The sequence below is a fragment of the Nostoc sp. genome, from assembly GCF_036917395.1.
Taxonomy (GTDB): domain Bacteria; phylum Cyanobacteriota; class Cyanobacteriia; order Cyanobacteriales; family Nostocaceae; genus Nostoc.
On record NZ_JBALDI010000004.1, the window covers coordinates 336,062 to 354,630 of the forward strand.

At 43.3% G+C, this 18,569-nt stretch carries 16 protein-coding genes and 2 pseudogenes; 8 read left to right on the forward strand and 10 right to left on the reverse strand.

Going from position 1 to position 18,569, the window contains the following annotated elements; translation table 11 throughout:
* Positions 1-166 precede the first annotated feature (166 nt).
* From V7K46_RS03820 to V7K46_RS03835, 4 genes are all read right to left on the reverse strand, one after another.
* Positions 167-1,273, reverse strand: coding sequence for an iron-containing redox enzyme family protein (locus tag V7K46_RS03820; RefSeq protein WP_335111197.1), 1,107 nt, complete (start codon positions 1,271-1,273; stop codon positions 167-169).
* 494 nt (positions 1,274-1,767) lie between these two features.
* Entirely contained in the window at positions 1,768-3,606 is a 1,839-nt protein-coding gene (locus tag V7K46_RS03825) for a peptidoglycan D,D-transpeptidase FtsI family protein (RefSeq protein ID WP_335111199.1), read from the reverse strand.
* A 97-nt stretch (positions 3,607-3,703) separates the two neighbouring features.
* On the reverse strand, positions 3,704-3,898 hold the full coding sequence (locus V7K46_RS03830; RefSeq protein WP_335111201.1) for a hypothetical protein: 195 nt from the start codon (positions 3,896-3,898) through the stop codon (positions 3,704-3,706).
* Positions 3,899-4,125: 227 nt separating this feature from the next.
* Positions 4,126-4,824, reverse strand: a complete 699-nt coding sequence (locus tag V7K46_RS03835; protein WP_335111203.1) for a hypothetical protein — start codon at positions 4,822-4,824, stop codon at positions 4,126-4,128.
* Between the two features lie 496 nt (positions 4,825-5,320).
* Between V7K46_RS03835 and V7K46_RS03840 the strand changes: the two genes are divergently transcribed.
* The 4 genes from V7K46_RS03840 (at position 5,321) to glgB (ending at position 9,542) form a co-directional block, all read left to right on the forward strand.
* Entirely contained in the window at positions 5,321-5,563 is a 243-nt protein-coding gene (locus tag V7K46_RS03840) for a hypothetical protein (RefSeq protein ID WP_335111205.1), read from the forward strand.
* A gap of 719 nt (positions 5,564-6,282) precedes the next feature.
* Positions 6,283-6,498, forward strand: coding sequence for a hypothetical protein (locus V7K46_RS03845; RefSeq protein ID WP_335111207.1), 216 nt, complete (start codon positions 6,283-6,285; stop codon positions 6,496-6,498).
* Between the two features lie 129 nt (positions 6,499-6,627).
* Positions 6,628-6,960: a hypothetical protein gene (locus V7K46_RS03850; RefSeq protein ID WP_335111209.1), complete on the forward strand. Its 333-nt coding sequence runs from the start codon at positions 6,628-6,630 to the stop codon at positions 6,958-6,960.
* A gap of 290 nt (positions 6,961-7,250) precedes the next feature.
* The gene (gene glgB, locus V7K46_RS03855) at positions 7,251-9,542 is read left to right on the forward strand and encodes a 1,4-alpha-glucan branching enzyme (protein WP_335111211.1); all 2,292 of its coding nucleotides are present in this window, start codon (positions 7,251-7,253) and stop codon (positions 9,540-9,542) included.
* Between the two features lie 141 nt (positions 9,543-9,683).
* Here glgB and V7K46_RS03860 read toward each other — a convergent pair whose 3' ends face one another.
* Positions 9,684-10,031 carry a hypothetical protein gene (locus V7K46_RS03860; protein WP_335111213.1) on the reverse strand — a complete coding sequence of 116 codons (348 nt, stop codon included), beginning with the start codon at positions 10,029-10,031 and terminating at the stop codon, positions 9,684-9,686.
* A 13-nt stretch (positions 10,032-10,044) separates the two neighbouring features.
* Positions 10,045-10,521: a hypothetical protein gene (locus V7K46_RS03865; protein ID WP_335111215.1), complete on the reverse strand. Its 477-nt coding sequence runs from the start codon at positions 10,519-10,521 to the stop codon at positions 10,045-10,047.
* A gap of 126 nt (positions 10,522-10,647) precedes the next feature.
* Between V7K46_RS03865 and V7K46_RS03870 the strand changes: the two genes are divergently transcribed.
* Together V7K46_RS03870 and V7K46_RS03875 are read left to right on the forward strand one after the other, a co-directional pair.
* Positions 10,648-11,064, forward strand: coding sequence for a XisH family protein (locus V7K46_RS03870; protein ID WP_335111217.1), 417 nt, complete (start codon positions 10,648-10,650; stop codon positions 11,062-11,064).
* On the forward strand, positions 11,052-11,387 hold the full coding sequence (locus V7K46_RS03875; RefSeq protein WP_335111219.1) for a XisI protein: 336 nt from the start codon (positions 11,052-11,054) through the stop codon (positions 11,385-11,387). Before V7K46_RS03870 ends, V7K46_RS03875 begins: the two co-directional genes overlap by 13 nt.
* Positions 11,388-11,446: 59 nt before the next feature.
* Here the strand turns inward: V7K46_RS03875 and V7K46_RS03880 are convergent, their stop codons facing one another.
* The 3 genes and pseudogenes from V7K46_RS03880 to V7K46_RS03890 all read right to left on the reverse strand — a co-directional run bounded on the left by V7K46_RS03880 (position 11,447) and on the right by V7K46_RS03890 (position 15,645).
* The gene (locus V7K46_RS03880) at positions 11,447-11,668 is read right to left on the reverse strand and encodes a type II toxin-antitoxin system HicB family antitoxin (RefSeq protein WP_335111221.1); all 222 of its coding nucleotides are present in this window, start codon (positions 11,666-11,668) and stop codon (positions 11,447-11,449) included.
* Positions 11,669-11,739: 71 nt separating this feature from the next.
* Positions 11,740-11,892, reverse strand: a pseudogene (locus V7K46_RS03885) (type II toxin-antitoxin system HicA family toxin); the annotation flags it as partial.
* A 15-nt stretch (positions 11,893-11,907) separates the two neighbouring features.
* Positions 11,908-15,645 (reverse strand): HEAT repeat domain-containing protein, encoded by a 3,738-nt coding sequence (locus tag V7K46_RS03890; RefSeq protein ID WP_335111224.1) that lies wholly within the window; start codon positions 15,643-15,645, stop codon positions 11,908-11,910.
* Between the two features lie 149 nt (positions 15,646-15,794).
* On the opposite strand from V7K46_RS03890, the pseudogene V7K46_RS03895 reads away from it, so the two are divergent.
* Together V7K46_RS03895 and V7K46_RS03900 are read left to right on the forward strand one after the other, a co-directional pair.
* Positions 15,795-16,314, forward strand: a pseudogene (locus V7K46_RS03895) (hypothetical protein).
* A gap of 167 nt (positions 16,315-16,481) precedes the next feature.
* Positions 16,482-17,336, forward strand: coding sequence for an HIT family protein (locus V7K46_RS03900; protein WP_335111226.1), 855 nt, complete (start codon positions 16,482-16,484; stop codon positions 17,334-17,336).
* A gap of 263 nt (positions 17,337-17,599) precedes the next feature.
* Here V7K46_RS03900 and V7K46_RS03905 read toward each other — a convergent pair whose 3' ends face one another.
* A complete protein-coding gene (locus V7K46_RS03905; protein WP_335111228.1) occupies positions 17,600-18,340 on the reverse strand; it encodes a Uma2 family endonuclease in 741 nt (246 codons plus the stop codon).
* Positions 18,341-18,569: the final 229 nt, after the last annotated feature.

Here is an 18,569-nt window from a genome sequence, read left to right on the forward strand (position 1 = left end):
CCTTAATTTGAAGGCAACAAATAACCGTTCCTTTAGTAAAGAATTCTCACTAAAGAAATTGGGTTGTAGGTGGATTTGCAATAGAATGATTTAGAAATGTGAAATGAAAAATACCAGAAATAATCTGCCATTTTAAATTCCTAATTTTTTAGATTACTCACATGAGTCAGGCGGCTTGTTCTGTTTCGCGAATTGATCGCACAACAGCAGCAGCGGCGCGATCGCCCATTAGTTTCTCCTGGTCATACCCAAGCACTAATTCCCATGCATCATTGGGATATCGTTCTGCCAAAGGCAAAGCCACATCATCCAACATCCAACGGCCGTGGCGTTCATCTTCTTTGATGTGCAGTTCCCAATAACCCATCGCCGCCTCTGAGAGTCCCAGTCGTTGCGCCGCCGCCAGATAGTTTCTGTAAGCCGCAGGCCCAGCCACCTCAAAATATGTCAACCCACCGTTATAACGCAGGAAATAGCGTTTGCGATCAGTGGTCAGAAAGCTATGATTAGCGCAAGCTAGAACTTCCCAAGGTACTAAATCGAAATATCCTTCTGGTTCGGTGTTCATCCCAAACTCAGCCAGCATTTGAGCAAAAAATGTCGAGTGCTTGCGAGATAAACGACCATTACCGTATTCTTCTAGTAATACTCGCACCAGCGTACATTGCATTTCATTAGCAGCACCACCCAATACGTAGCAAAGACGACTACCTTCTACCAAACCATCAAAGGAGCCGATCGCTAGCAAGTGACGATAGCCAACTTCAGTCATTTCCTCACGAATGTAGCGACTACTCTCCGATAAAGCCGGATTTAAATCGGCAGATGCACGCTCAATTAAAGCTTGTTTTACATCTAATTTTTGCAGTGCAGCCACATCGATTTGTGCCAGTTCCCACTTTTGCCAAGCAGCTTCAATTTGGTCACGACATGAGTACAAGTAAGGCGATCGCTCATTGGTATAGTGCCGCAAATCGTCGTACCAAAACAGCTTTAGCCGATTAATTCGATAAAGTATCCGCTGAACAAAACGGTGAGCCTGTTCATCAGAGCGATCGTTTTTATAGGCGGCGTGAATTGCTATAGAGAGCGTCTGTTCAAACTCACTGGCTCTTGCAGGTTTTAGATCCAGTTGATTGTCCAAATCCTCCATTGCTAGCAGTTCTATAAATTGTTCCTCAGCACGTTGGTACTTGGTAATTGTCCTTTGTTCTGTTTGCGTGCTATTTTTTGCAGCCTCAGCGTTAGGAAATATAACTAAATTGCTTTGCATGGAATCTTCGGTAGCTTTGCAAAAGTGAGAAATTAATTTCACCTCTAATACTTAGGTTTTCACATAAGTAGCTTTCTGTACCTCTTTCCCTGGTTATAAAGAAAAATTAAGTTTAGAAAAACACAGGGCATTGGGCATTGGGCACTTGTACTCTTGCTCTCGGCTTGCAAGGGTGGAGCCGGCGTCGTAAAGCCTGCGGCATAGGGCATAGCTACGCTTAGGGCGCAGCCTCTCCAAGAGTTGTATTGGGCATGGGAAATGAGTCTTTAATACTCGCCGACGAGTCTTTAATACTCGTGAATGAGTCTTTAATACTGGCTGACGAGTCTTTGATACTCGTGAATGAGTCTTTGATACTCGTGAATGAGTCTTTGAACTCCGTTAATGAGTTTTTGATACTCGTGAATGAGTCTTTGAACTCCGTTAATGAGTTTTTAATACTCGTGAATAAGTCTTTGAACTCCACTCCTCTGCTTCCTGCCCCCTGTCCCTGCCTACGGCGCTTTCGTCTGTTGCTCAATCTCCTTACTTGGCGGAATCTCCTCAAGAGGAATCAGGGCTTCAATCACCGACTTCACAATTGGGGCGGCGACAGTAGAACCATAGGCACTTTCTCCTTTTGGCTCATCCACCACTGCAAACACTACATAGCGAGGAGATTCCACTGGTAAAATAGCCACGAAGCTGGTCATTCTAGCACCCTTGATGTAGCCGCCATTAGGACTAGCTTTTTGGGCTGTACCCGTTTTACCAGCAATCCGATATCCCGGAATTTGTGCCGCCTTCCCACTGCCTTCAGTAACAACAGTTTCCATCATTTGCACAACCTTTTGGGTTGTTGCAGCTGAGAAAATTTGGCGGGGGATGGTGCGAGGGGGTGAATCATGCATCTGCCCTTTGCTATCAATCAGCCCCCGAACTACATGGGGTGTGACCAATTTACCGCCATTGGCTAAAGCACCGTGCATTTGCACTAGCTGTAACGGTGTCATGGAAAAGCCTTGCCCAAAGGAAGTAGTAGCTGGTTCAATTGGCGAAGCGATAAATTCTTCTTGACTTTTGAGCCGACCGCCAACTTCAAAAGGTAAATCTGTATCAACTTTTTGTCCTAGCCCCAGGCGTTCTAGCCAGTTGTAGTAGATTGAAGGCTTTAAGCGTTGGATAATTTGCACCATGCCAATATTGCTGGAATATTGCAAAATCTGAGCGATACTGATTCGCCCATTAGCATTACTCATCGCATTTTTGATGGTGTAATTAGCGACTCGAATAGAACCGGAGTCATTAAACATATCATCTGGTTTGATGACACCATTTTCCAGAGCGATCGCCACATTCAAAGGCTTGAAAGTCGATCCTGGTTCATAAAGATCCGCCACCGTCCAGTTTTTAAATAGCGAGATATTAGCTTTAGAGTATTCATTAGGGTTATAGTTAGGCTGAGAAACCAGGGCCAGTAAGGAACCATCCAACGCATCCATCACAATTACCGCTCCCCGTTTGGCGTTAAACTTCTCCATCTGTTGTTTGAGCGCAACGCGAGCAATTCGTTGTAGACGGCTATCGATAGTGAGTTGCAGTTGCAAATCATCAAAATGTAGAAAACCTTCGGGCGCATGATCCGGCATCAAGTCCCCATTACCCGACCGACTGAGCCGCACCGTTTGCACAGGACGTTCTAGCAACTTCTCTTGAGAGTATTCCACACCTGCTTGACCACGACGGTCAAGATTCACATAGCCCACTACATCAGCAACCAAATCATCTGGCGGGTAATATCGGGAGTATTTTTGAATCCACTCCAAGCCATTTAAGCGCAAAGAGATGACGCGATCGATCATTTCTTCCGGTAAGTCTGGGGCAAGTATAATTCCGCTTCTTTTGCTTTGAAAAGTTTTCACTAATTCAGCAGTATCCTTTGCCAATATTGGGGCAAGTCGCTCTGCCATATCTTCATTAGACTTATCAAACAGCTTGGGATGAGCGTATAAAGTATATACAGGACGGTCAATCGCCAACAAATTACTATTGCGATCAACTACCGGGCGACGGGGCATAAAAGGTCGCAAATTCACCATTTGCTGGTTTCGCGCCTGTTCTGTTAACTTTGGTCCTCGGACAATTTGCAGGTTATACAAGTTGACACCCAACCCCAACCCTGCTGCCATTAATGCGCCCCAGACTATAAACAGTCGAGACTTGGTATTGGATGTTTGGTCTTGGATATTAGAGGCAAGTGTCCCCAACAACCCTCGTTTAGAACCCTTCTGTCGCCTTGTGAATGCTGGATTCCGAAACTTTCTGAATTTTATTTTGCTTGGTGATTTTTGCATTGCCCTACTCAGTAGCAAATTGCTTTTCGGAATTAAGAGTCAAGGGTCAAAGTTAGTTACTCTCAACTTTAAGCTTTGACTCCTAACAGTGGCAATTTTAGATTTTGAATTTTGGTGAAGCAGCACGGTCTTCTCCCTTGGCGTTAGCTCTCCCAATGTGAGAAGGGGAGAGGCTAGCGCCTGCCGTAGGATGCCCATTCGCCGCAAGGCGTCCCGTTAGGGAAGGGCTGTAGGGGGTTTTCCCGCCACTTGCTTTATGCCGGGGAACCCGTCCACCGCAGTGACTCCCCATCAGTGACTGCTGTTAGCGCAGCGTTAGCGATAGCGTAGCGTTAGCGTTGGCGTTAGCGCAGTGTTAGCGATAGCGTAGCGTTAGTGATAGCGTAGCGTTAGCGAGGAACGAGCGTCGGAACGAGCCTCACCCGTTCGCGCAGCGTCTCCGACAGGAGAAGGGATTGAAAGAAAAATTTAAAATCTAAAATCTAAAATCTAAAATCTAAAATTGAATGACTCCTAACCTTAATACCCCAGTGGCGAGAGTGTTTGCTGTTGTGTTTCAGAATTTGGCATTGTGTTAGACGATGCCGGCTTCGGACGATGAGATGCTGGAGGCAAGAAAATCATCCCTTGAGGAGTCGGCGATACCAATCCTGCTGCTGGTTGTTCTGCTTCATCAGCCATTTTATTTGTCAGCGTCGCGTTAGTAGTCGTTAGCAGCCGCTCATGACGTTGGAGGTTTTGCAGTCTGCGATATGACTGACTCCAAAGCTCTTGAGAATATACTGTCCAGCCATAAACAGCAAGTGTCGATGCTACTAACAACAATGCCAAAGCTGACGAATAACGATCAAAGGTGTGCAAGCGCAGCAACCATAACGGTGCTGCTCCAGAATTAGGCATTATGGGAAGGCGAAGAAAACCTACCCTCGGAGTCTTCTGGTTCGCACTCGACTGCTGATTGAGATTTGGCGGTTGTTGTTTACCCAACTCTTTCACCGATTTGGGCAAAACTGCCTCATTTGTGGGAGAAACCGCGAAACTTTTCGAGGAACGCTGTTGTCTTTGAGAATATACTGGTGCAGCTTGAGCAGCGGGTGTAGAAGCGCTCCGTGCTGCTGACTCCAGACGCAAAGAACGTCGCCTCCCTAAAGAAAGGATAGAATCTCGCCGGAACCAAGTACCTCTTGTAGAAACAGCAGATTTACGAGCAACTACCATAAATTTTTTTAGATGGGAAATATTGTACTTTAGATTGATTGTCTGTTTTTGCTGAGGTTAAAATCGCCTTCTGTGCAACAAGCACACATAACACACTACACCCTTTTAACTGTTCTGATAGGTAGCTATACCAATGTTTGTATCCTCTAGATATTGCAATGTTTGCAATCAGCGATTAGCAACTGGACAGCTTGCCCTTTAAATATCGCACCTAAAGTATGGCAACGCAGGGCAGCAAAATGCAATACTCCATGAAAAAAAATAAAATTTTTTGCTATCCTAGCTCGGTTTGCTAGAAAATTTGGGAATTTCCGTTTTGCTCCTGAGTTAAGAGAAACTAATCAGATGGCTGTATGATACCTATTCTGAAAAAAATCCCCCAAAAGATTGTTTTTTTTAGTATGTAATCTCACAGCATTTAAAAAAAAGCAATAAATACGGTATCGTATTCAACAGGTGAAAAATTGTTCTAGCCACAATTGGTGAAAGAGGAGTTATGAAAACAAAAATCTTTGGTTTGGCTGTAATGTTAAGTCTGGCGACAATTCTCGGAGCCTGTGAAGGCGGTGGTGATGGTGGTGGTACTACTACTAGTACTCCAGCTGCTACAGGTGAACCAACTGATGCACCTGCTGCTGGGTCTAGCCCTACCGTTACTCCCCTAACTACTCCCGGAGCTACTTCCGGAGCTACTCCCGGAGCTACTTCCACTACTAAGCCCACTGCTAGTCCTAAATAAGGCACCCTAAGCTTTAGTCGGACTTACGCACACTCTACGAATTCTTCTCTTCTCTACGAGAGGCTGTGCCAACGAGACCCTCCGCGTTGGCGTTGGCGGAGCCTCTCGTAGAGAAGGCGCTCTTAGCGTCAACTCTTGGAGAGGCTACACGTTCCCCTAGCGTCTGGTAGAGAAGGCGGTAGCCTGCGGCAAGCCACTAGGTGTCTACGATAAATTAAGCTTTTTAGCAATTTTTGCGTAAGTCCTGTTTAATTTAAATTATGCCAAAAACAGCTTAGTAATAACGCTCATCACCACATAGCTTGAATTAATTAGGTTCACGTAAAAGCCTGCATGTTTTCTATTGGTGTATCAGAGCTTAGAGTTTGCTCAAATATCAGCTAAGTAGGGCAGCCAGTAAAGGATATTGTTGATGTGGGTTACCTCCTCAACGAAATGTCTCTCTGAAATTATCGCCTGACCGAACCTTGTTCCAAATCCAAGGGAGTTGAGTTCTGTAAATCTAAGCGAACTTGTGGGCAAGGTACTTGCCTCATTTGGTGTTTGGAATGGCTTAGACTCCTGAGTTTTGAGAAGACAAAACAATTCATTGCGATCGCTGGCAATTACTCAAGAGCATTCACTGTAGTCTATTCCGTATCAGGAGAGACCTGGTAATGTCCCTTGATCTTGCCAGATTTTTATTGGAAAAATTCTAATGTCTAGTTTTAAAATTGGGCATGGGGGAGCCACTGCGTTGTCCAGGTTTTCCGGCTTGTACTCCTACGGGGATCTTCGCTAGCAAGAGCGTCTCACGCCACTTGACGCCAGTCCGCTCAAGTCGGGATACCCGCCCACACGGCTGGCTCCTCTACTTGGGGAAACCCCTTGGCGCTAGCCTCTCACGAATGGGAAAAGACCGCAGTGGCTCCCCTTCTCCCATTGCCAGAGGCTAGCGCCTGCCGTAGGATGCCCGAACGCAAGAGCGTCTCCTGTCTTGAGAAGGGCTGTAGGGAGAAGCAAGTGGCGTCATGGGGCATGGGAAAAACAGATTTTCATCCTGCGTTGTGAACGCAGTTTAGGAGATGGGGAGAGTTAAAGCGAGAAAGTCGATAAAATTACTAAGTGTAATTGTAATTAGTGCAATGCTGGTTGGATTAAGTAGCCATTGGGGATCAGCGGTAATAGCATTACCGCCACCAGAGGATACACCAGAAGAAATATTACGGACAAAGATTATCATAGAAGCGCGATCGCCTATTGATGGAAAATTCCTAACAGCTGCCGAATACGTCCAATTGCAAGCGCAGCTGCAAGAAGCCCCGCCACCAAAACTAGACCCCAAAATTCGGGAACAGGTTTTCTTGCTTCGCCTACGTAAAACATTATTGCAGTTTTTCCCATTTTTAAATTTTTGATAAATTACTCAAGGGTCAAAAGTCAAGAGCTTTCCCCCATCCCTTGTTTGGCCAATACAACTCTTGGAGAGGCTGCGCCCTAAGCGTAGCTATGCCGCAGGCTTTACGACGCCGCTCAGTACAAGTGCCCCATGCCCTGTTTGGCCCATGCCCCAAAAAGATTGATGACTCATTCTGAGGTACGATAACGGTGGCGACAAAATTGCAAATAAATGTAAAGAATATATAAATATATATAGATGTGAAAAAAGTAGATTTAGTCAATCACGTTATTTCATTTAGGTAGCCTCATGTCCATGACCACGATCGCCTCTGAACAGGTTAACCGTATCGTTTGGAATCAGCATAACGATCCCTTTGAAATACTAGGTTCTCATCCCATAGAACAAGATGGCAAAACTGTCTGGGCTGTGCGGGCCTACCTACCAAATGCAAGTGCAGCATGGGTTGTTCTTCCTGAAGAACGCAAGGAATACCCAATGCAAACAGTGCATCATCCCCATTTTTTTGAATGCACGATTGACACTCCAGAACTGGCAAACTACCAGTTACGCATTAAAGAAGGGGAAAATGAGCGTGTCACCTATGACCCTTATGCTTTCCGTTCTCCCAACTTGACAGACTTTGACTTGCATTTATTTAGTGAAGGCAACCATCACCGGATTTACGAGAAACTGGGAGCGCACCCCACGGAAATAGGCGGCGTTAAGGGCGTTTATTTTGCTGTTTGGGCACCTAACGCCCGTAATGTTTCATTGCTGGGAGATTTCAACCTCTGGGATGGGCGCAAACACCAGATGCGTAAAGGCCCCACGGGAATTTGGGAATTGTTTATTCCTGAAATCGGTGTGGGAGAGCATTACAAATATGAAATCAAAAATTTTGAAGGGCACATTTACGAAAAATCCGATCCCTACGGTTTCCAGCAGGAAGTCCGCCCGAAAACTGCATCCATTGTCACTGATTTAAATGCTTATAGTTGGGATGACGAAGACTGGATGGAAAAGCGGCGTCGCATTGACCCCCTTACCCAGCCAGTTTCCGTCTACGAAGTGCATTTAGGCTCTTGGTTACACGGTTCGAGTGCCGAACCTGCTAAACTGCCAAATGGTGAAACCGAACCTGTAGTTGTCGTTTCTGGACTGAAGCCGGGCGCACGTTTCCTTACCTACCGGGAACTGGCAGAGAAACTCATTCCCTATGCCAAAGATTTGGGATACACCCATATAGAATTGCTACCCATTGCGGAGCATCCCTTTGATGGTTCTTGGGGTTATCAAGTAACTGGGTACTATGCCCCCACCTCCCGTTTTGGCAGCCCCGAAGATTTCATGTATTTTATTGACAAATGTCACCAAAATGATATAGGGGTAATTGTAGATTGGGTTCCTGGTCACTTTCCCAAAGATGGACATGGTTTAGCTTTCTTTGATGGTAGCCACCTATACGAACACGCTGACCCCCGCAAAGGTGAACATAAAGGATGGGGTACTTTGGTGTTCAATTACGGTCGCCATGAAGTTTGTAATTTCCTAGCAGCAAATGCTCTCTTCTGGTTTGACAAGTACCACATTGACGGGGTTCGTGTCGATGCTGTTGCCTCGATGCTCTATAACGACTATTGCCGCGAACCAGGAGAATGGCTGCCCAACCAGTATGGTGGCAGAGAAAACCTAGAAGCAGCTGATTTTCTGCGTCAGGTAAATCACATAATCTTCAGCTATTTTCCCGGTGCTCTCTCAATTGCTGAAGAATCGACTTCCTGGCCAATGGTATCTTGGCCCACGTACACAGGCGGACTGGGCTTTAACTTGAAGTGGGATATGGGCTGGATGCACGATATGCTGGATTACTTCAGCATGGATCCTTGGTTCCGTCAGTTCCACCAAAACAATATCACCTTTAGTATGTGGTACAACCACAGCGAGAACTTCATGCTGGCCCTGTCTCACGATGAAGTGGTGCATGGTAAGAGCAATATCATCGGTAAAATGCCGGGGGATACATGGCAGAAGTTAGCAAATGTGCGTTGTTTATTTGCCTACATGTTTGCTCACCCAGGCAAGAAAACCATGTTTATGAGCATGGAGTTTGGGCAGTGGAGTGAGTGGAATGATTGGACTGATTTGCAATGGTATTTATTGCAGCAGGAGCCCCACCAACAGTTAAAAACGTTTTTCCAGGAATTGAACCATCTCTACCGTTCTGAACCAGTTTTGTACACGCAGGATTTTGCCCAACCGGGGTTTGAGTGGATTGACTGTAGCGATAACCGCCATAGTGTAGTTGCCTTCATGCGTCGTGACAAGGATTCTGATGATTTTGTGATCGCGATTTGCAATTTTACACCGCAACCCCATTCTCACTACCGTATCGGTGTACCGCAAAAGGGATTTTATACCGAGTTGTTCAATAGTGATGCGCGTAAATATGGTGGCAGCAATATGGGCAACTTAGGTGGTAAGTGGACGGATGATTGGTCTTTGCACAGTCATCCCTATTCGCTGGATTTGTGTTTGCCACCTTTGGGTGTACTGATTCTCAAGTTGGATAAGGAGAAGACTGCTGAGGTAATTGGATAACAATTTGGGGTGGGCATTGCCCACCCAGCTATAATCAAAACTTTACAGCAGTTTTCATTTATTTCAACCACATCTATCGTAGGGGCACAGCAATGCTGTGCCCCTACTTTGCGAGTCTATTACTGAATCAAAGTGTGATACTCATTCGTGCAGCGTCTTTTTCTCAACTAGCGATCGCTCTGCATTTACCAGTGGATTATACTTAGTACTCACCGGAAGCGCACTACGGAAGGCTGAGAGTCGCTGTTTGCTAAGTAATAATAAATCCATCTGTCGAATGAGTATCAAAGGTGGATGAACGCAGCTAAAAGACTCATTCACGAGTATCAAAGGTGGATGAACGCAGCTAAAAGACTCGTTCACGAGTATCAAAGGTAGATGAACGCAGCTAAAAGACTCGTTCACGAGTATCAAAGGTGGATGAACGCAGCTAAAAGACTCGTTCACGAGTATCAAAGGTGGATGAACGCAGCTAAAAGACTCGTTCACGAGTATTAATTTATCAAGAAGCGGAAGTTTTTGCAGCTTTGCCTTTACTAATAGCTTTAAAGCGATCGCTCAACACTTCTGCTACAGTTTTTAAGCCTGGAGTCTTTTTCGCTGCTATCTTGACGTAATCATAAACTGTCAAACTGCCGAGCATCGCTTCGCTACCGACTGCCAACAGGGTATCATCTACTTGTTCACTGAGTTGCCGGATTGAGATTAAAAGTTCGCTGAGTGTGGTAACTAGTTGATAATCCAGGATAAATTCCTCAATGTCAAAGCTGGCTGGGAAAATCTCAGGGTTAGACTGAGCAGCATTGACGCTATTGTTCACAAAGGCTAGGCTTTTATCGCCCATTTTGAATAACTTGCGGCGTTCTTGGGCAGTTAAAGCAATCAGAAAGGGCATCTTTTGTGCGATTATTTGTAGCGCTGCTTTAATTTCTTGGATATCTTCTGGCGAAAGAGTGCTTATGATGTTTTGATCAGCCATCGTATAATTACTTGGGGATACTAGAGAGTCAGTAGCAATATTTGCTAAATATATGATTCCCAGAGTAAATGTAAAGGCACATCTTTTTATTAGAATTTTTAGTATATTTGATTAAGATGTTAGATCATGCCAGCCAGAGATATCTTTCACAATGCAGTCAGGCAAGCATTAGAAAAAGAAGGGTGGAAAATTACCCATGACCCCTTACCCGTGAGTTTTGAGTTAGGGGATATGTACATAGACTTAGGAGCAGAAAAAATTCTTGCAGCAGAAAGAGAGGGAGAAAAAATTGCTGTTGAAGTTAAAAGCTTTTTTAAAACATCTGTAATTTCAGAATTTCACACAGCTTTAGGACAGTTTATTAATTATCGACTAGCATTATCCGAACAAGAACCAGACCGGATTCTTTATTTAGCAGTTCCCATCGATACATACACGTCATTTTTCACCATCAGACTTGTACAAAGTATTATCAAAACATATCAACTTAAATTGATTACTTATCAGCCTGTGACAGAGGATATTGTCGAATGGATAAACTAACACAATATGAAAAAATAATTCAGCAACTTCTCCAAGAATATGCTGTAATTGCTAGTCAAGATCCCGAAATTGAAACTCAATTAATTTTTGACACAGAACATCACCACTACCAACTTGTGAATGTCGGTTGGAAAAATCAGCGCCGTGTTTATGGTTGTTTTTTACATATAGATATTAAAGATGGTAAAGTTTGGCTGCAACATAACGGTACAGAAAATGAAGTCGGAGAAGACTTAGCGAATTTAGGTATACCCAAGCAGGATATAGTCGTCGGCTTTCATTCACCGTTTAAACGACAATTTACAGATTATGCTGTTGGTTAAACCAACGAACTAGAACTTTAAAGTATTTGGGTAGATGTCAAGGGAGCGCTTTTTTAAAGTTATGCTACTTTTAACGACTTTTCTAATGTTTTTGGCTCTGGTAGAGGTTGACCGTCTGCCAAAGATGATTCAATCAGCATTTCTAAAACTTCTTGAGCATTTTTTAAAGCTTCTTCGTAAGAATCTCCATGAGTATGACAAAATCCCCATTCAGGAAGACTAATAACAAAACACTCATCTTCATCAGACCACTGAATAATTATTGTGTAGTGAGAATTCATTCTTGTTCTTCCTCTTGAGCCTTTTTAATTTATTCTAACCTTTGGAGTGCATTATTAACGTCTTTCTCTTAATAAGCTTTAGCATCATTCCCGTCTTTACCTGATATAGTAACTCTCCCAGATAGCAGGGGATGATACCAATTAGTGTGGCTACCTTTCTCAGGACGGTATGTAAACCCTGCTTCTAGCAACAAGCTTTTGAGTTCTCTGATTTTCTTGGGCATATACTCAGCTCACATTTACTCTCCCCACTGGTTTAACTTCTGTTGAGCAAACTTTCGCACCTGCTCATCTGGGTCATTCTCTGCTTTGTCGCGCAACAGTGGTAAAGTCTGGGGATGTTGAGCATATTGCTTAATAATTATTTCCAGTGCAACGCGCCGAGGGTTGGGGTGCTGCCAGGGATCATGACTACCTTCAAAGAAGCCATTGACAGCACAGTTGTAGTAAATTTCAAACAACTCAGGCTGATTTCTGAAGTGTTTCGCTAATGCTTGGATAGCTGCACGTTGCACATCCCCAGATTTATCAGCAGTGGCGCGTTCTTTGAGAAACCAGTGGGTGTCCGGGCCATGTGAAAAATTGCTGGCTAATGCTTGGATAGCTGCACCTCGCACATACCCTTCATTATCAGCAGTGGCGCGTTCTTTGAGAAACGAGCGGGTGTCTAGGTCATGTGGAAAATTGCTGGCTAATGCTTGGATGGCTGCACCTCGCACATACCCTTCATTATCAGCATTGGCGCGGTCTTTGAGAAACGAGTGGGTATCCGGGTCATCTTGGAAATTGCTAGCTAATACTTCGATGGCTGCACGTCTCACACCTCCTTGATTATCAGCAGTGGCGCGGTCTTTGAGAAACGAGTCGGTATCCGGGTTATCTTGGAAATTGCTAGTTAATGCTTGGATGGCTGCACGTCGCACATCCCCAGATTTATCAGCAGTGGCACGGTCTTTGAGAATTGAGCAGGTGTCCTGGTCATCTGGGAAATTGCTGGCTAATACTTGGATGGCTGCATATCGCACATTCCATGCATTATCAGCAGTGACTCGGTCTTTGAGAATTGAGCAGGTGTCCGGGTCATCTGGGAAATTACTGGCTAATGCTTGGATAGCTGCACGACGAACATCCTCATATTTATCAGTAGTGGCGCGGTTTTTGAGAAACGAATGGGTGTTTGAGTCATCTTTGAAATTGCTAGCTAATGCTTCGATGGCTGCATATCGCACATCCCCAGATTTATCAACACTGGCACGATCTTTGAGAAACAAATAGGTGTCCGGGTCATCTTGGAAATTGCTGGCTAATGCTTGGATGGCTGCATATCGCACATGCCCAGATTTATCAACACTGGCACGGTCTTTGAGAAACGAATAGGTGTCGGGGTCATCTTGGAAATTGCTTGCTAACGTCTGGATGGCTGCATATCGCACATGCCCAGATTTATCAACACTGGCGCGGTCTTTGAGAATCGAGTAAGTGTCCTGGTCATCTGGGAAATTGCTGGCTAATGTCTGGATGGCTGCATGTCGAACATCTTCATATTTATCAGTAGTGGCGAGGTTTTTAAGAAACGAATGGGTGTTTGAGTCATCTTTGAAATTGCTGGCTAATGCTTGGATAGCTGCATATCGCACATCCCCAGATTTATCAACACTGGCGCGGTCTTTGAGCCAGTGTAAGGTATTATAGTTATCTTTCCAAATTGCGGCGATTGTTACAACTGCTTGAGTGCGAATTTCCTGAACTAGCTTAGTTTCTTCATTTTTAAAGGGTCTGTAATAGTACCAGAGGTCATATTTAGTTAAATCTTGTAGCTCGTCAAACAATTTATTAACCACTGACGCAATCACCAAGCGATTTCTCACTTCTGCAAGACACTTAGCCGCTAAAAACAAGTTGATAAATTTTTCCTCTTCACCATCTTGCGCCATTAAGTAATCAAGAATTTCCCCAACAAATATTGGCTCAATCATTCCCGCAATTAACAGCAATACCTCATGCCAAGTTTCATCTTGCCAGTGTTTGCCAAAAACTTCTGTTTTGAGAAACTCAATTGTAATACTGCGTTCCTTCTCAAACTGCCAGACAAACTCCCAAGCACAGAAATATTCTAAAAAAGTCCGATGCACAAAGGCATAGTAATCTGCACCCAAGAAACATAAAATAAAGTTGCGAGTCCGCAGTTGATTAATCATCACTCGCGCAAGTTCTCTAGCTTGACTCACTTCTAGACTTTTGAGATAGTCAGTCAAAATCTTCTCTAAATCACCTGCACTAATCAAATTGCCAGCCAAACCTTTATCGCCGGTTTGCATATGATAGGCAACTTGACGCAACATTGCTTGCTTATCTTTATAATCAATAGTTTTAGGATCTAACCTCTTATCTTCTTGCAAAGCACGTTCCACATCCCATTGATGCAACAGTACCCGCGATGCTTGATTATAAAGTTCGGCTCTATCTCTTGGCAATTCCTGATTCCGATTCAGAATCGCCATCATCGTCAACAACAGAGGATTTCCTGCTAGTTCTGCAATAGATTGTGAAGTCTCAATCCCTATTTGCAGCCGTTCCCGTTTTCTAACTTTATCCGCTGTATCGATAAAAGTTAACTCATGCCAGCGGTAAATAAAATCCTGAATTTGTTCTGGTTCTAAATCTTGCAATATAAAGTGGTGAAACTCAGCATCTCGCAAACGTTGCGGTTTGTAGCCAATCACGCGAGAAGTGACAATAACCTGCACATCACGATATTCATTAGTGAAGCGATGAATATCAATAATTACATCTTCTCGTTGAGCAGGATCAAATACCTCATCCAAACCATCGAACATCACCAAAGCGTTACCACTCTTTAGCTGTTCGTGCAGTTGATGTTGGTTGAGGTGAGAAATCGCACCACTACATTTATGAAAAAATTCCAGAAAATTATGACACTCTTTATCCTCCCGCCGCCGCATATAAGTGCGTAACTCAATCAGCACAGGAATCGGTAGAGAAAAAGAATTATTCAGAGGACTCCTAGCCCAATTTAATGCCAAGTATTTTAATAAAGTAGATTTCCCGGAACCAGGGTCGCCCAGAATTACGATATATTTATAAGTCTGCTTTTCATTGACAATATCCACTACAGAACGTTTCGGTTGTTCTAAATAAACTCGTTTGTAGCGTTCTAATTCTTTTAACTCGACTTCTGCTTCCAGTTCGTTACTTTCTCGCAATCTTCGGAGATGTTCTTTCGGCAGCTCGTGAATTCGGGGAATAACTTGATGAATTTCGCGGACATTTTGTGCTATGAATATATCCCAGACTTTGAGTTTATCTCGATAATCATAGGTACTCGTATCTAAGCTATCTAAATTAAGATTGCTATAGGTTTCTTTAATAGCTTCTTGGTATCTTTCCAAATCAAAATCAGGAATAATCCCGGCTATCTCTGTTGTGTTTTTCTGGATTTTGTCTAAATTTCGGGAATCCAGAATCTCTTGCAGTTCAGGAACTCCTATAATAATCTCTTTAACCTTTTGCAGATATTTCTTGGCAATCCGTTTCCAGTTAAAATCATCCGGTAACGGGTATGAAGCATTAAGTTCATACCAAATTGTTTCTAATTTCTTGGTGTCTATAGCTTGAGAGTCATCTTTAAAAGCAGTTCCCAAAATTGCTTTGACTTCTGGATGCTTCAGAAATTTATTTAACGGCTGCTCATAGTTTTTAATTTCATCTTCAGCAAGTTCACTATCATCTAAATCCTGCTGCATAAGTTCTAAAAATTCTGTTACAGCCATGACAATAGCTTTCTCCAAGGGTTCTCGCTTAAAAGGCGCGGTTACAGCATTGTTAAAGATATTTTTGAAAAAATCTTTAGCGTAGTCCTTGAGTAAATCCTTGACAAATTCTTCGCTAATAATAGTTTTGACAAGAAATCCAACCGTTTTTTGACCTATCCAAAGAGTGAACCACTCAAACATCATATTCACGCCTGCTAAGTGCTTGACTACGAGTATATACACTAGCTTGAGGAATATTTCCAGATTTCTGAGTCTTCTAAGTTAAGAGCGATGCTAGCTGAAGATTTGTTAAAAATAACTAATAACTGTGCATTGATATTAGGAGTAGTTTTATGGTTCTACAAGTTAACCCCATCCAAAAAGAACCAATTGTTACTTGGGAAGCACTTCCAGCCGACTTCATTTTACCTGACGATCCGCTAGAAAATATTCAACAACCTGCGATCGCTGCTGCGCTTAAAGATTCTCCAAGTTCCAACCTACGTAACCTAGGACCCCTACGAACCAAGCATAGAAGTACGGTGCTTGCAAAATGGACAATATACTTCGCAGCAAGCAGATACGAATGGACCTTACTGGATTCCTGAGTTAGAGTTATTTGTCGGAATTTGGCAAGGTGAAATATTATGCCAAACCATGAATTGGCTGCGCTGGTGGGATAGAGAAGGAAATCTGCTGTTGTGGAGCAGCGAACAAGCCCAACAAGAACGCCAACGCGCCCAACAGGAAAGCCAATGTGCCCAACAGGAAAGCCAACGCGCCGAACAAGAACGCCAACGTGCTGATATATTAGCAGCTAAGTTACGCGAGCTAGGTATTGACCCTGATGCGACGCCGATAGCGTTCGCGTAGCGTCTCTAAGAGTTGCGTTAGCGAGTCTTCTCCCTTGGCGCTAGCCTCTCACGAATGGGAGAAGGGGAGACGCCAAAGGCGAACGAGCGTCATAGCCCGTCGTAGACATCGCATAATCTAAAGGGATGCTGGGAATAATAATTTTGGGACATCAGCACCAAAATTCCATGAAACAGCAAAAAAATCAGTTCAGCCATCTCACTGCGATCGAAAGAAATTATCTATCATTCCCTGCACAGTTTTTATTAAATCAAAACCTTCTCCAAGGCAAAATACTAGACTTTGGTTGTGGCTTTGGTAATGATGTTAAAATATTGCGCCAAAAAGGTTGTGATATTACAGGCTATGACCCTTATTATTTTCCAGAATATCCTCAAAATACATTCGATACAATAATTTGTTTTTATGTTTTAAATGTTTTATTTATTGAAGAACAAACTAATGTTATTATGGAAATCTCACACTTATTAAAGCCAGGAGGAAAAGCTTATTATGCTGTAAGAAGGGATATCAAAAGAGAAGGGTTTAGAGAACATTATGTCCACAAAAAACCTACCTATCAGTGTATTGTAAAACTTCCCTTTCCTTCAATCATTTTAGATGAACATCGGGAAGTATATGAGTATGTCCACTATAATAATCAGCGAAATTCATCTAATTATTGTATATTCTGTAATCCCCATAAAACTCTAAAACTATTAACTGAATCAGCAACTGCTTATGCTGTTTTTGATGGCTATCCAATAAGTAAAGGACATATTTTGATTATTCCCAAACGTCATGTTAGCAGTTATTTTGAATTACCATTGAAAGAGCAATCTGCTTGCTGGTTTATGGTGAACAAAGTACAAGAAATTCTCAAAACAGAATTTGAACCTGATGGCTTTAATATAGGAATGAATATTAACAGAGCCGCCGGTCAAAATATTATGCACGCCAGTATTCATATCATCCCTCGTTACAAAGGTGATACTGTCTCTACTAAAAGTGGAATCAGGAACGTTATTCCTAAAAAGCAATAGTTTTTTCCCTGACAGCTTTTAGTAGCAAACCCAGATTTATAGCGAATACATAAATTTGAAAAACCTAATTTTTCAGGCTTATTGAAAATATTGCAAAATATTTCAGTTAACGTGAGTTCGATGGGTTACATAGTGTTGGCCTAATTAGTCGAATAAAAAACCTCTAAGAAGTTTTACTATGCAAAATTTGTCCCTCTCCGACGGGCGAGAGAAACTTGAACTTTAATTCAAGACAGGGAGAGGTTCGTCGAACTCACGTTCAATTAACCCAGATTATCTGGATCTATTCCCAGCGCTCTTAATTTTTCTGTCAATTGTTGCACCTTTTGTTCTGCAACTTCAGCGCGTTGTGCTTCTTGTTGAGCGCGTTGTGTTTCTTGTTGAGCGCGTTGTGTTTCTTGTTTTATTTGTTCTGCGGGCGTGAGATACCGTTGTCCTTGTTCATCATACCAATACATCCATTCCCGCGTTACACCGCAATAATTTCCCCTTTCGCAACCAATTCCCAGCCCAATTACTGGTAGCCAAACGGGGTTTCCCTCTTGCAATTCATATTTACCATTAACTAACTTATGTACTTCCAAATGCGGTTTGCGACGGCGACGGGAGGAATAAATCACGTAGTAAAGTACACCCAAAGCCGCATATTCATCCAATTTAGTGGTGTATTCCTTGCGATAATTTTGGGAAACTACTTCTAGCACGAAAATCGGTACAACATTTTCATCCCACAGCACATAACTGGGACGCAACTCTTCATCATAAAACCGCTCTACCCCTAAGCTCAAAAACCCATCTGGCACAATAGGCGGTTTATCGGGGTGATAATAAATACCCATATCTATGACAAAGAGCCAGTCCATGCGTTCTGCCCAAAGTATCAGCAGGATCGCCTTCAGTAAGCCTGGTATCAATTCTTGCAGTTCGTTATCCACAGGCGTTTCATCGGAGTCAGGTAGTTCCTCGGCTGAAGGCAAGTACCTTGGCAAGTTGTACTCTAACATGGCTGGTCTCCCCAAAACTCAAAGGATATTTGGCTCTATTTGGCTCACCAGAATTATAGCGATTTCTTTGCTAGCGATGTCTACAACGGGCTGTGACACTCGAATACTCGCTCTAAGCGTTGGCGCAGCCTCTCGTAGAGAAGGCTTTACACAACTCTACAAAACACTGTTCGCGTTCGCTATCAGTGACGCACGGGCATTAACTATGTCATTAGTTTACTACTATATC